General features: G+C 74.9%; 11 protein-coding genes. 4 read left to right on the top strand and 7 right to left on the bottom strand.

Annotated features, from left to right (window positions below):
* The first annotated feature begins 3 nt into the window (after window positions 1–3).
* On the top strand, window positions 4–762 hold the full coding sequence (locus tag AC1C2V_RS11195) for a lysophospholipid acyltransferase family protein (protein ID WP_495389688.1): 759 nt from the start codon (window positions 4–6) through the stop codon (window positions 760–762).
* A gap of 98 nt (window positions 763–860) precedes the next feature.
* On the top strand, window positions 861–1,814 hold the full coding sequence (locus AC1C2V_RS11190; RefSeq protein ID WP_495389830.1) for an NAD(P)H-dependent glycerol-3-phosphate dehydrogenase: 954 nt from the start codon (window positions 861–863) through the stop codon (window positions 1,812–1,814).
* A 22-nt stretch (window positions 1,815–1,836) separates the two neighbouring features.
* On the opposite strand, the gene AC1C2V_RS11185 is transcribed toward AC1C2V_RS11190, so the two are convergent.
* Window positions 1,837–2,544, bottom strand: a complete 708-nt coding sequence (locus tag AC1C2V_RS11185; protein WP_495389687.1) for an AMIN-like domain-containing (lipo)protein — start codon at window positions 2,542–2,544, stop codon at window positions 1,837–1,839.
* Between the two features lie 179 nt (window positions 2,545–2,723).
* Between AC1C2V_RS11185 and AC1C2V_RS11180 the strand changes: the two genes are divergently transcribed.
* Window positions 2,724–3,434 (top strand): haloacid dehalogenase type II, encoded by a 711-nt coding sequence (locus AC1C2V_RS11180; RefSeq protein WP_495389686.1) that lies wholly within the window; start codon window positions 2,724–2,726, stop codon window positions 3,432–3,434.
* On the opposite strand, the gene AC1C2V_RS11175 is transcribed toward AC1C2V_RS11180, so the two are convergent.
* The 6 genes from AC1C2V_RS11175 to AC1C2V_RS11150 all read right to left on the bottom strand — a co-directional run bounded on the left by AC1C2V_RS11175 (window position 3,431) and on the right by AC1C2V_RS11150 (window position 11,466).
* Window positions 3,431–4,573 (bottom strand): trans-sulfuration enzyme family protein, encoded by a 1,143-nt coding sequence (locus AC1C2V_RS11175; protein WP_495389685.1) that lies wholly within the window; start codon window positions 4,571–4,573, stop codon window positions 3,431–3,433. The genes AC1C2V_RS11180 and AC1C2V_RS11175 overlap by 4 nt on opposite strands.
* Window positions 4,574–4,582: 9 nt before the next feature.
* The gene (locus AC1C2V_RS11170) at window positions 4,583–6,121 is read right to left on the bottom strand and encodes a pyridoxal phosphate-dependent decarboxylase family protein (protein WP_495389684.1); all 1,539 of its coding nucleotides are present in this window, start codon (window positions 6,119–6,121) and stop codon (window positions 4,583–4,585) included.
* Entirely contained in the window at window positions 6,118–7,500 is a 1,383-nt protein-coding gene (locus AC1C2V_RS11165) for an MFS transporter (protein ID WP_495389683.1), read from the bottom strand. The genes AC1C2V_RS11170 and AC1C2V_RS11165 overlap by 4 nt, the downstream gene beginning before the upstream one ends.
* Window positions 7,501–7,592: 92 nt before the next feature.
* Entirely contained in the window at window positions 7,593–8,783 is a 1,191-nt protein-coding gene (locus AC1C2V_RS11160) for an acyl-CoA dehydrogenase family protein (RefSeq protein WP_495389682.1), read from the bottom strand.
* A 212-nt stretch (window positions 8,784–8,995) separates the two neighbouring features.
* Window positions 8,996–10,048: a CNNM domain-containing protein gene (locus AC1C2V_RS11155; RefSeq protein ID WP_495389681.1), complete on the bottom strand. Its 1,053-nt coding sequence runs from the start codon at window positions 10,046–10,048 to the stop codon at window positions 8,996–8,998.
* On the bottom strand, window positions 10,045–11,466 hold the full coding sequence (locus AC1C2V_RS11150) for a hemolysin family protein (protein ID WP_495389680.1): 1,422 nt from the start codon (window positions 11,464–11,466) through the stop codon (window positions 10,045–10,047). Before AC1C2V_RS11150 ends, AC1C2V_RS11155 begins: the two co-directional genes overlap by 4 nt.
* Window positions 11,467–11,680: 214 nt before the next feature.
* On the opposite strand from AC1C2V_RS11150, the gene AC1C2V_RS11145 reads away from it, so the two are divergent.
* Window positions 11,681–13,318: an AMP-binding protein gene (locus tag AC1C2V_RS11145; RefSeq protein WP_495389679.1), complete on the top strand. Its 1,638-nt coding sequence runs from the start codon at window positions 11,681–11,683 to the stop codon at window positions 13,316–13,318.
* The last annotated feature ends 24 nt before the right edge of the window (window positions 13,319–13,342 follow it).

Below are 13,342 nucleotides of genomic sequence, written 5' to 3'. Positions count from 1 at the left end.
CCCGTGCCGACCGCCCGTCCTGACTCCCTCGGATTCCGCATCGTCGCGCGCCTCGTGCGGCCCCTGATGTTCGTGATCGTCCGCTACGACTGGGACGGCGGCGCGGAGCACCTGCCCCGCGAGGGCGGGTTCATCGCCGCCGCCAACCACGTCACCGAGCTGGACGCGGTCACGCTGGCGCACTACCTGTTCGACCATGGGTTCGAGCCGCGGATCCTCGCGAAGCGCGGCCTGTTCACCGCGCCCGTGGTGGGGTCGATGCTCCGCGCCACCCGCATGATCCCCGTCGACCGCGGGACGGCCGCCGCGGCGAGGTCCCTCGAGGAGGCCGGCAGCCAGCTCGGCGACGGCGCCTGCGTGGCGATCCTGCCCGAGGGCACGCTCACGCGGGACCCCGACCTGTGGCCGATGGACGGCAAGACGGGGCTGGCGCGGCTGGCTCTCGCGAGCCGCCTCCCGGTGGTGCCGGTGGCCCAGTGGGGCGCGCACCGGATCCTGCCCCGGTACAGCCGGCTGCTGCGCCCGTTCCCGCGCAAGACGGTGACGCTTGTGGCGGGCCCGCCCGTCGACCTGTCCGACCTGTACGACCGGCCGGTGGACACCAAGACGCTGCGCGAGGTCACGAACCGAGTCATGGACGCGATCACCGCGCAGCTCGCCGAGATCCGCGGCGAGATCCCGCCTGCCGCCCGCTTCGACCTGCGCAGACACCCCGAGTACGAACGCAAGCAGACCGACTACCCGCCCGTGGAGCGCCCGTGACGACACCGACCCCGAAGACGACCAGCACCGCGCCCCGCGGCGGTGCCCCGATCCGCGTCGCCGTCCTCGGCTCCGGCTCATGGGGCACCACGTTCGCGATGGTCCTGGCCGACGCCGGGTGCGAGGTCCGGCTGTGGGGTCGCGACGCCGACGTCGCGCACGAGGTCACGACGTCCCGCACCAACGAGAAGTACCTGCCCGGCATCTCGCTGCCCGCGTTGACGGGCACCACCGACGCCGCCGCGGCGCTCGCCGACGCGCAGATCGTCGTCGTGGCCGTGCCGTCGCAGGTGGCCCGCGCCACGCTGACCGCTCTGCGCGCGCTCGTCGAGCCCGACGCCGTGATCGTGTCGCTGATGAAGGGCGTGGAGCTCGGCACCGACGAGCGCATGAGCCAGGTCATCGTCGAGGCGCTCGACGTGCCGTCGTCGCGCGTCACCGTCGTGTCCGGGCCGAACCTGGCGCCCGAGATCGCCCAGCGTCAGCCCACGGCGACCGTGGTGGCGTGCTCCGACGAGGCCGCGGCCCGGTTCGTCGCGGACGCCTGCTCCAACGCCTACTTCCGGCCGTACACCAACGACGACGTGGTCGGCGTCGAGCTGTGCGGGGCGGTGAAGAACGTCATCGCCCTGGCCGTCGGCATGGCGCAGGGGCGCGGCTTCGGGTCGAACACCGTCGCGACCGTCATCACGCGCGGCCTGGTGGAGATCACCCGGCTCGGCCTGGAGCTCGGCGCCGACGCGGAGACCTTCGCCGGCCTCGCGGGCATGGGCGACCTGGTCGCCACGTGCACGTCGCCGCTGTCGCGCAACAACACCCTCGGCCGCCACATCGGCGAGGGGATGTCGCTCGAGGAGGCCGTCGCGGCCACCGGCACCACGGCGGAGGGCGCCAAGTCCTGCCGCTCGGTGCTCGACCTCGCCGGCAAGCACGGCGTGGACATGCCCATCACCCAGGGCGTCGTCGCCGTCCTCTACGACGGGCTGCCCGTCGAGGAGATGGCGCGCGGGCTGCTCTCCCGCCCGCAGAAGTCCGAGGGCATCGACGCCTGACACCCTTCCGGGTGCCCGGGCGTCAGTCGTCCGGCCCGTGCTCGACGTCGACGACGACGCGCGCCGGGTCCTCCAGAGCGAAGACGCGGAACGGCGGCGGCTCTCCCGCGTCGTCGACGCCCACGAACGCCGTGGTGTACCCCTCGAACCAGGACCGGTAGACGACCTCCTCGACCGACTCGGCGGGATCGGGGTCGATCGTCGCCCCGTCATACTCGGCCGGGCCGGTCTCCAGCTCGCCCGGCATGGCCATGCCCGAGAGCCGCACCTGCAGCACCCGGTCGCCGTCGACGGCGACCGGCTCGCCGCTGCCGTCGTCCGTCGCGGCGTCCACGTACTCCACGCTCCAGCCGGGCGTCCCCGAGCCCTCGAGGTCGAACACCACCCGGTCGAAGCCGTCGTGCGTCCCGAGCCGCACGTCCGTCACGACGAGCGCCGCGTCCCCGCTCGGGTCGTGGGTGTCCGGGGTGGCGTCGGCCGCGAACGGCACGTCGTCGGTGAGATCGTCGCCGCTGGTGTCGTCGGGCGCGTCGTCGTCAGGGTCGTCGTCAGGGTCGTCGGCGTCGTCGTCTGGGCTCGTCGACGCCGTCGCGTCGTCGTCCGCGGAGTCGCTCGGCGCGGAGCCGGGGCCGTCGACCTCAGGGCCGTTGTCCGCGCACCCGGCGAGCGCGAGGGCGAGCAGCGCCGCCGCGAGCGCCGCGGCGCCCGGACGGGTCCTGATGCTGGTCATGGCGTCTCCCGGGCGTCGGCCGCCGCGCGGACGGGTCGGCACGACCGTAGGCGCAGCCGGGCGGGTCCGCATCGCGTGCCGGCGCCGGCGTGCCGGCCCTGCATGCGTGGCGCCAGGTCCGTCGGGACGGTCGGTGCTCGTCGGTGCTCGTCGAACGGCTTCGCCGCTACGGTGGCCCGATGGCCCAGACCCGGACGGACCGTCCCGCCCTCGTGTTCGACGTGCTCGGCACACTGGTGGACCAGGCGGGCAGCCTGGCCGCCCTGGTGATCCAGGAGGCGGGCGTCGACGCCGCGGGGGCGGGCCGGGTGGTCGCACGCTGGCTCGGGCTCGTGGCGGAGCAGGAGCGGGCGGTGATCGACGGCCGGCGGCCGTTCGCGCCGAGCCACGAGCTGGACGCCGAGGCGCTGGCTGCCCTGGTCCGCGAGGGTGCCCTGCCGGCGCGCGCCGCCGAGGGCCTCGCCGCGGCGGGCGAGCGCGTCGAACCGTGGGCGGACAGCGCGGCCGGCCTCGACCGGCTCGCCCACGACTTCACCGTGATCGGCCTGTCCAACGCGAGCCGGCGCACCCTCGCCGGGCTGAGCACCGGCACCGGCCTGCGCTGGCACCAGGTGCTCTCGGCCGAGGACGCCGGCACCTACAAGCCCGACCCCGCCCTCTACGCGGCGGCCGTGGCCGCCGCCCCCGCGGGGTCCGGCCCGCCGATCATGGTCGCCGCGCACGCGTGGGACCTGCGCGCGGCCGCCGCGGCGGGCATGCGGACGGCCTACGTGCCGCGGCCGCAGGGCGACCCACCGAGCTCGGACGACACGTTCGACGTGCACGCCGACGACCTCGACGACCTGCACGCCTGGCTTGCCGGCGTCGACCTCACCAAGGCGCTCCGCTAGGCGGCAGCGCGCAGCGCCCGGTCGAGGTCGGCCCAGAGGTCCTCGACGTCCTCGACGCCCACGGACAGGCGCAGCAGGTCCTCGGGCACGGTCACCGACTCGGTGGCGAACCGCCGCCGCCGCTCGAGCATCGACTCGACGCCGCCCAGCGACGTCGCGGGGAGCCACAGCCGTACCGCGGCCACGACGGCGTCCGCCGCGGCGGCCCCGCCGTGCGGGCGCACGCCGAGCACGGCGCCGAAGCCGTTCATGAGGCGGGCGGCGCGCTCGTGCCCCGGGTCGCCGGGCAGCGAGGGGTGGCGCACCTCGGCCACGCCGGGGTGGCGGGCGAGGCGCCCGGCCAGCTCGGCCGCGTTGGCGTTCGCCCGCTCCACGCGCAGGTGCAGGGTGCGCAGGCCGCGCAGGGCCAGCCACACCTCCATCGGGCCGGGGATCGAGCCGTGCAGGGTGCGGTAGGCGCGCAGTCCCGCCGCCAGGTCGTCGTCGCGCGTGACGGCGGCGCCGAGCACGACGTCGGAGTGCCCGGCCAGGTACTTGGTCACCGAGTGCACCACGATGTCCGCGCCGAGCTCGAGGGGCCGCTGCCCGAGCGGGGTGGCGAACGTGTTGTCGACCACGGACCGCACGCCGCGCTCGCGCGCGGCGGCGAGGACCGCCGGCAGGTCCGCGACCTCGAGCATGGGGTTGGTGGGTGACTCGGCCAGCAGCACGTCCGCGCCGTCGAGGGCGGCGACCACCTGGTCGGTGTCCGCGATGTCCACGCGGCGCACCTCGACGCCGTGCCGAGCGGCGAGGTCGTCGAGGTAGCCGAGCGACACCTGGTACGCGTGCCGCGGCGCGACGACGACGCCGCCCGCGGGCACGTGGCCGAGGGCCGCGATGACGGCCGCCATGCCGGAGCCGAAGACGACGCCGTGCGGCGCGCCCTCCAGCGCAGCCAGGGCCTCCTCGAACGGGTGCCAGGTCTCGGTGTCCATGCGCGTGTACAGCAGCTCACCCGGCGCCGAGATCCCCTGGTTCACGTAGGTGGAGCTGAACACGACAGGCGGGTTCACCGGACACCCCTGCGTGCGCGCCGGCCGTCCGGCGGTGACGGCGAGGGTGGCGGGGGACAGACCGTGCTGCTGGTCGTGCGTCATGGGCGCAGATTACGTCGTCGGCTCGACGAGGCGCGCGAGCAGCTCGACCAGCAGACGCTCCACGAGCGGTGGGGGCAGCGCCTCCACGAGGGAGAGCAGCGGCGCCATCGGGCCGACGCCGGGGCTGTCCCCGGTCGCGACCCGCCCCAGCCCGATCGCGTCGAGCAGTGCGGCGGCCGTGGCCGAGTCGAGGGTGCCGCCGAGCGCGGCGCCCGCGCCCAGCGGCGGCAGCGCCCCGAGAAGGGCGGTGACGTCTGGCCGCGGCCGGCCGCGCACGTCGTGGGCGGCGGCCTCGAGCACAGGCACCAGCTCGCCCAGCACACCCTCGGTCACGGGCGTGACCGTGAGGTGGGTGGTGGGAGGCAGACGGCTGCCGTCGCCCTGGGTCAGGCCGGGCTGGGCCTGGAGCGTCCAGCCCCGCGCGGCGACCGCGTCCGACCACAGGTGCGGGTCGACGCGCCGGTCGGCGGGGACGGCATCGTCGGTGGCGACGGCGAGCAGCGGGCCGACCGGGTCGCCCACCACCCGCAGTCCCTCGACGCCGTCGACGGCCTCGCGGAGGGCGAGCGTGGCCCGGCGGGCGCGGCCGGCGAGCGTGGCGAGCCCGTCCGTGCCGAGGGCGCGCAGGATCGCCCACGCCGCGGCGAGCGGGCCGCCCGACCGGGAGCCGAGGAGCGTCGGGTTGACCACCGGGTAGCCCGGCCAGCGGGTGGTGGCGAAGTACTGCGCGCGCTGCCGGTCGCGGTCGCGGTGCAGCAGCACCGACGCGCCCTTGGGGGCGAAGGCGTACTTGTGCAGGTCGGCGCTGAGGCTCGTGACGCCCGGCACCCGCAGGTCCCAGGCGGGCAGGCCGGGCCAGAAGGGCAGCGCGAACCCGCCGATGCAGGCGTCCACGTGCATGGGGACGCCGGCGGCAGTGGCGAGCGCCGCCACCTCGGCCACCGGGTCAAGGGCGGCGTGCGGGTACGACGGAGCGGAGACCACGACGAGCGCGACGTCGTCCGGGCCGTCCGGGCCCGCCGTCAGTCGGGCGCCGAGCGCGGCGGCGTCCACGACGCCCGTGGGCGGCACGGGCACGAGGTCGAGCTCCAGCCCGTACAGGTGGGCGGCCTTGTGGAACGCCGCGTGCACGGTGACCGGGGCGACCAGCCGGGGCCGGGCGGCGCCCGGTCGCTGCCCGCGCGCCGCGAGCCAGGTGTCGCGCGCCGACTGCACGGCGAGCAGGCAGCTCTCGGTGCCACCGCTCGTCACCGTGCCGACCGTGTCCTCGTCGCCGCCGAGCAGGTCGCGGGCGAACGCGACGACGTCCCGCTCCAGCGCCGCGACGGAGCCGAACGTCGTCGGGTCCAGCCCGTTGACCGGCTGCATGGCGCGCACCGCGGCGGCGGCGAGCTCGTCGAGCTCGGGGACGCCCGGGTCGTAGACGTAGCTGAGCACGCGCCCGCCGTGGGTGGGCGCGTCGTGGGCGCGCAGGGCGGCGAGGGCGGCGAGCACCGCCTCCGGCGCCTGCTCGAGGTCCAAGCGGTCGGGCGGGACGGGACGGTTCACGACGCCTCCAGGCTGTCGGTGGGTTCGGCGGGGTTGCTGCGGACGTCGATGTCGCGGCGGCGCAGCGGGTAGCGCGCGAGCGACGCAAGGCTGGCCCCCACGAGCACGGCGGGCAGCAGGCTGAAGGCGGCGACGATGCCGAGCACCGCCGCGGGCGGCTGGACGACCACCTGGGCTCCGGTGGACTCCACGTAGCCGGTCGCGGCGAGCACCACGGTCAGCAGGGTGGTGCCGAGCGCCATCCCGGTGGTCTCGCCCGCCGTCCACACGCCGCCGAAGGCGCCGGCCCGGTCCGTGCCCGTGGCCCGGGCGTCGTGATCGATGACATCGGGCAGCATCGCCATCGGGAGCGACTGCATGCCCGCGTACGCCGCGCCCGCCAGGGCGACGGGTGCGTACACCCACGCGCCGGGCCACCACGCGAGGGGGAGCAGGCCGAGGGCGGCGACGGCGAAGAGCGAGGACGCCACCGCGAACGCGCGCTCCTTGCCGGCCCGCCGCGCGAGCACCCCCCACAGCGGCGTCACGAGGAGCGCCGGGGCCACGAGTGCCCCGAAGAGGAACGTCACGGCGCCCGTGTCGTGCAGCACCCAGGTGGCGACGTACTGGGCCCCCGCGAGCATCGCCCCGGTGGCCAGCGCCTGGAGCGCGAAGGTGCCGAGCAGGGTGCGGAACGGCCGGCTCGTGCGCAGCAGGGCCAGCCCCTCGCGGTAGTGGGCGGAGATGCCGGCGCGGGGTGCGACGGGTCGCGTGGCCGCGGGAGGCCCGGCCGAACGCTCGACGGTCGAGGCCACCAGCAGGCCGGCGCCGAGCGCCACCGCCGCCGTGGCCGCCATGAGCAGGTAGCCGAGTCGCTCGTCGCCGTCCCCGAGGTCGCGCAGGGCCGGGCCGCCGCCGCCGAACAGCAGGATCGCCGCCGTCAGGACGACGACCCGGGCGGTGAGCAGGCGGGTGCGCGCGTCGTAGGTGCCCGCCAGCTCGGCCGGCAGCGCGATGTACGGCACCTGGAACAGGCTGAAGGCTGTCGCCGCCAGCAGGAACGCCACCAGCACCCAGACGGCGCCCGCCCCCGGGGCGAGGCCGGCCGGCACGGCGAACGTGAGCGTGAAGAACACGGGCAGCGCCACACCGCCGGCCACCATGAGCCGACGGCGGCGACCGGTGCGCCGGCGCTCGCGGTCGCTCGCCGCGCCGATCAGCGGGTCGATGACGACGTCCCAGACCTTCGCGGCGGTGACGAGCAGCCCGGCGACGGCCGCCGCGACGCCGAGCGTGTCGGTCAGGTAGAAGACCAGCACCAGCCCGGGCAGCGTCGCGAAGCCGCCGGTCCCGACCGAACCGACCGCGTACCGGGCCACGGTGCCCCTGCGCAGCGTCATGACGCGGGATGCTAGCGCCTCCGCGCCCACCGAGTTGTCAGGGCCAGGGTGACGGCAACCTTCGCGTGGTCCTGACAACTTGGGTGGCGGGCTCAGTCCTCCAGCGGGCCCAGGACGGACTGCGCGACCGTCGAGTGCGCGGACTCGTCGTCGGACGGGTGGAAGATCCCGGCGAGCACGTCGCGGTAGAGGCGGCCGAGCTCGGACCGGTTGAAGTACGTGGACCCGCCCGAGCAGCGGATGGCCTCGTCCACGACCTGCCGCGCGGTCTCGGTGACGCGCACCTTGAGCCCCGCCGTCGAGCGGAAGAAACCCGCGCCTGATCCGGACTGCACGTCGACCTGGGCATCGACCTCGCCCGCCACCATGTCGAGCTGCGGCCACAGGCCGTCGAGGGCGAGCGCGGCCGTGCCGATGCGCCACCGGATGTCCGGGTCCTGCGAGTACGCCTTGCCGGTCTTCATCGACCGGCGCCTGTTCACGGCCTCGACGGCGAGGGCCAGCGCCCGGTCCGCGATCCCCAGGTAGACGGACGCGAGCAGGATCTCGAACGACGTGAAGATGCCCAGCACGTACGGGTCGAGGCTCGGGCCCGGCGCGATGCGCCGCAGCACCCGGTCCGCGGACGCGTGCGCGCCGTCGAGCACCGTGGTGCACGACTGCGACGCCCGCATGCCGAGCGTGTCCCAGTCGTCCTTGATCTCGAACCCGCCGCCGTCGCGGGTGACGAACGCGTGCACGATGCGCGGGTCGTCGGGGTCGGTGGCATCGTCCAGACCCATCACGCCCAACCGGGTCCAGCCGGGGGAGTTGGACGTGAAGATCTTGGTGCCGTGGAACGAGTAGCCGCCCTCGCCGTCGGGGCGCGCCTCCGTGCGGGAGCCGAGCAGCACCAGGTCGTTGCCGGCCTCCGAGTAGCCGAAGCCGAAGACCTCGCCGTGCGCGGTCTCCTCCAGCAGCCAGTCGAGGGAGCCGTCGCCGCGCTCGTGCAGGAACCTGGCGACGCCCACCCACACGTGATGCATGTTCACGGCCAGCGCCGTCGCAGGTGCCGCGCCGGCCAGCCGGGCCTGCTCGCGGGCCGCCTCGCGCAGCGTGAGCCCGGCGCCGCCCAGGTGCTCGGGCACCATCGCCTGCAGGTACCCGGCGGCCTTGAGGTCGGCGAGGTCGTCGGCGAAGAAGGCGTTCTCGCGGTCGTACCCCGCGGCCCGGCCGCGGATCGTCTCGAGCAGCTCGTCGGTAAGGATCTGGCGGGGCGCGTCGAACGGTGAGGGCGCAGGCATGCCCTCACCGTAGCCCGTGTTGTGGGGGGGGGGGGGGGGGGGGGGGGGGGGGGGGGGGGGGGTGGGAAGGAAAACAAAAAAAAAAAGAAGGGGGAGGGGGGGGAGGGGGGGGGGGGGGGGGGGGNCCCCCCCCCCTTTTTGGTTGTCTCTCCTTCCTCCCCCCCCCCCCCCCCCCCCCCCCCCCCCCCCCCCCCCACAACACTGGGCCTGGGTCAGGCGGACGCGGGGGCGGGCTGCGGCAGCAGCCGTCGCAGCACGTCGGCGAGGGTGATGACGCCCAGCGTCCGTCCGTCGCGACGCACCAGCGCGAGCTGCTCGCCCGCCCCGCGCAGCAGGGCGATCGCGGCGTGCACGGTGGTCGTCCCGTCGAGCACGAACAGTTCGCGCGCCACCGGCACGACGGGGGCGTCGTCGGCCAGCAGCAGCGTGTCGCGCACGTGCACGACGCCCCGCACCCCGTCGTCGGCCCCGCTGCCGTCCCCGTTGTCAGCCCCGTCCGCAGAGCGGAGCAGGATGCGCAGGTGCCCGGACGCGACCGAGGCCGCGCGGACGTCCGCCGCCGTCGCGCCCGCGGGCACCGTCGTCGGGCGTACCCCGGGTGGCAAGAGCGTGTCGACCGTGAGGGTCTCCAGCTCCAGCGCGCCCGCGATCTGCGACGAGTACGCCGCGTCGAGGGCGCCGACGTTGGCCGAGTGCTCCACCAGGTGCCGCAGCGTCGCCGGGTCGTGCCCGACGTCGATGTGGTCCACGGGCTCGACGCCCACGGCCCGCAGGCAGCGGTTCGCCTGCGCGTTGAGCCAACGCAGCACGGGCCGCGTGAGCCACATGAACCCGCGCATCGGCAGCGCGAGCAGCGTCGCCGACGCCTCGGGGTGCGCGATGGCCCACGACTTCGGGGCCATCTCGCCGACCACGAGGTGCAGGAAGGTCACGAGGATCAGCGCGAGCACGAAGCCCACGACGTCGGCGATCCAGTACGGCGCGCCCCACGCCGCGAACAGCGGTGTGAGCCAGTGGTGCACTGCCGGCTTGGTGACGGCGCCGAGCGCCAGGGTGCACGCGGTGATGCCGAGTTGCGACCCGGCGAGCAGCAGCGTCAGCTCGGAGGAGCTGCGCAGCGCCGCCCGCGCGGAGCGGCTGGTGGGCGCGGCGTCCTCCAGGCGGTGGCGGCGCGCGCCCAGGAGGGCGAACTCCACCGCCACGAAGAAGGCGCTGAGCGCGATGATCACGACGGTCGCGGCGACCACGATCCAGGGGTTGCTCATCGTCCGGCCTCCTTGGTCCCGTTCGTCCCGTTCGTCCTGCCGGTCCCGGCCTCGTGCGCCGTGGACTCGACCGAGCCCTCGAACAGGCGCACGCGCACCAAGTGCGGCACGTGCCGCTCGACGGCGAGCACCTCCGCCTCGATGCGGCGCACCACGGGCTCGTCGTGCGCGAGGTCGGCGGGGTCGGGCGGCAGCTCGACGGTGACATGGTCCCCGGCGCGGGGGAGCGCCCCGAGCTGCGCGATGAGGAGCCCGGCGACCGTCTCCTGGTCGCCGCGCGGCAGGTCGTGCCCGAGGGCGCGCTCCGCCTCGTCCAGGTGCACGTCGCCGCCCATCACCCAGGTGTCGTCGCCCTCGGGCGTGACCGTGGCGGGCTCCGCGGCGTCGTGCTCGTCCGTGATCTCGCCGACGAGCTCCTCCGCGAGGTCCTCGAGGGTGAGCACGCCCGCGAAGCCGCCGTACTCGTCCACGACGACGGCGAGCTGGTTGCGGGTGCGCGTCAGCTCCGCGAGCGCGTCCGGGAGCGCCATGAGCGTCGGGAGCACGGTGACGGCGCGCATGAGGTCCGTCACGGGGGCGTCGTCGGGCAGCCCGGTGCGGAGCAGGTCCGTGAGCTGGACGACGCCGAGCGCCTGGTCCTCGCCGTCCACCACCGGGTAGCGCGAGTGGCCGCCGGCCATGAGGGTGCGCAGCTCGCCCACCGCGAGTCCGGGCTCGACCGTCCCGACGCGCGAGCGCGGGATCATCGCGTGCTCGACGTCGCGGGACGGGAAGTCGAGGATCCGGTCCAGCAGCATCGAGAGGTCGTCGGGGAGGTCGCCGCTCTCGCGGGAGTCCGCGACGATGTGCTCGAGGTCGCGGGCCGTGGCGGAGTGCTCGACGTCGTGCACCGGCTCGATGCGCAGCACGCGCAGCAGGGCGTTGGACGTCTTGTCGAAGACGGCGATCAGCCAGCCGAGGGCGGTCAGGTACGCCGTTGTCGAGCCCGCCAGGCGCAGCGCCGTCGGCTCGGGGCGGGAGATGGCGAGGTTCTTGGGGAACAGCTCGCCGAAGAGCATCTGCACCAGCGTCGACATGAGCAGCGCCGCGACGGTGCCGACGGCCACGCCGACCCCGGTCGGGACGCCCACCCCGCCGAGCAGGGTGCCGAGGGAGTCACCCACGAGCGGCTCCGCGACGTAGCCCACGAGCAGGCCGGTCACGGTGATGCCGAGCTGGGCACCGGACAGCACGAACGACGTGCGTCGGGTGACGGCGAGGGCGCGCTGCGCGGTCACGTCACCGGCCTCCGCGCGGGCGGTGAGCCGGGAGCGGTCCACGGTCATGTAGGCGAACTCCTGGGCGACGAAGTACGCCGTCGCCGCGGTGATCACGAGGATCACGAGGATGCCGAGGAGAAGGGAGAGTACGGCGCTCATCTGGCGTGCACCTCCGCGCGTCGGGGCTCTGCGGAGCCCGGACTATGGCTGGGGTCGTCGGCGGGCGCGGCGTTCTCTTCCGCCGCGGGCGCCGCGAGGTCAATCGTGTCTTCCACGATGCCCGTAACGCGGTGGGTGCGCGGATGGTTCCCGGCGCTACGCTCCGGTGCACCACGGTCGACGAAGACCGTGCCGGCACGAAGGGACCGCCCGCATGGTCAACAGCAGCGCCAACAGCAGCGCCAACATCAGCGCCGACCGCAGCGTCATCCGCAGCCCGCACCCCGACGTCGAGATCCCGGACGTCAGCCTGTACGACTTCCTCTTCGCCCCGCTCGACGACGCCGACGACGCCGTCCTCGACCGGGTCGCCCTGCTCGACGGCCCGAGCGGCGCCGAGACCACCTACCGCGACCTGCGCTCGCAGGTCGACGGGATCGCCGGCGCGTTCGCCGACCGGGGCCTCGGCGTCGGGGACGTGGTGGCCCTGCACAGCCCGAACGTCCCCGCGTTCGTGGCCGTCTTCCACGGCCTCCTGCGGGCCGGGATCACCGTGACCACGATCAACGCCCTGGCCTCGGCCCGGGAGGTGGGCAAGCAGCTCGAGGCGTCGGGCGCGAGGGCGCTCGTCACGGTCTCCCCGCTGCTCGCGGCCGCCGAGGCCGGGGCCGACGCCGCGGGCCTCGCTGCGGCCGACGTCGTCGTGCTCGACGGCGCGGACGGGCACCCGTCCCTGCCCGAGCTGCTGGGCGGCGGGCACCCGGCGCCGGATGTCGCGTTCGACCCGGCCACGCACCTGGCGGTGCTGCCGTACTCCTCCGGCACCACGGGCCTGCCCAAGGGCGTGATGCTCACCCACCGCAACCTCGTGGCGAACGTGCTGCAGACCGACGCGTACATCCCCCTCACCCCCGACGACGTGGTCCCGGCGGTGCTGCCGTTCTTCCACATCTACGGGATGACGGTGCTCATGAACGGCGCGATCTACCGGCGGTCCGCGCTGGTGACCCTGCCCCGGTTCGACCTGGCGGAGTACCTGCGCGTCATCGAGCAGCACCGGGCCACGGTGCTCTTCGTCGCGCCGCCCATCGCGCTGGCCCTGGCCAAGCACCCGGCGGCGGCCGGCCGCGACCTGTCGAGCGTGCGCATGCTCATGTCGGGCGCGGCGCCGTTCGACGAGCACCTCGCCGCGGCGGTCGGGCGGCGCATGCCGGGCACCCGGGTGCTGCAGGGCTACGGCATGTCCGAGATGTCGCCGGTCTCGCACATCATCCCGATCGGCCGCACCGACGTGTCGCCCGGCACCGTCGGCATGCTCGTGCCGAACATGCTGGCCAGGATCGTGGACCCGGCCACGGGCGCGGAGATCGAGCAGCCCGCCGAGGGGGTCAGCGCGCCCGGCGAGCTGCTGTGCGCGGGGCCGAACGTCATGGTCGGGTACCTCGCGGACGAGCAGTCCACCCGCGACACGCTCGAGACCGACGGCTTCCTGCACACCGGCGACATCGTGACCGTCGACGCCGACGGCGCGTTCTGTGTCGTCGACCGGCTCAAGGAGCTCATCAAGCACAAGGGCTACCAGGTGGCGCCGGCCGAGCTGGAGGCGCTACTGCTCACCCACCCGCAGATCGCGGACGCCGCGGTGATCGGGATTCCCGACGCCGAGTCGGGAGAGGTGCCCAAGGCGTTCGTCGTGCAGGCCGACGGTGCCGAGCTCACGGCCGAGGACGTGCAGGCGTTCGTCGCCGAGCAGGTCGCCCCGTACAAGAAGGTGCGGGCGGTGGAGTTCGTCGAGCAGGTGCCCAAGTCCGCGGCGGGCAAGATCCTGCGCAAGGAGCTGCGCGCCCGCTGACCGATCCGCGAGGGCGTTCCTCCG

The organism is Isoptericola sp. Y541 (genome assembly GCF_059445465.1).
Note: the sequence above shows the minus strand (reverse complement) of the source record. Positions and strands in the feature narration are given on the sequence as shown.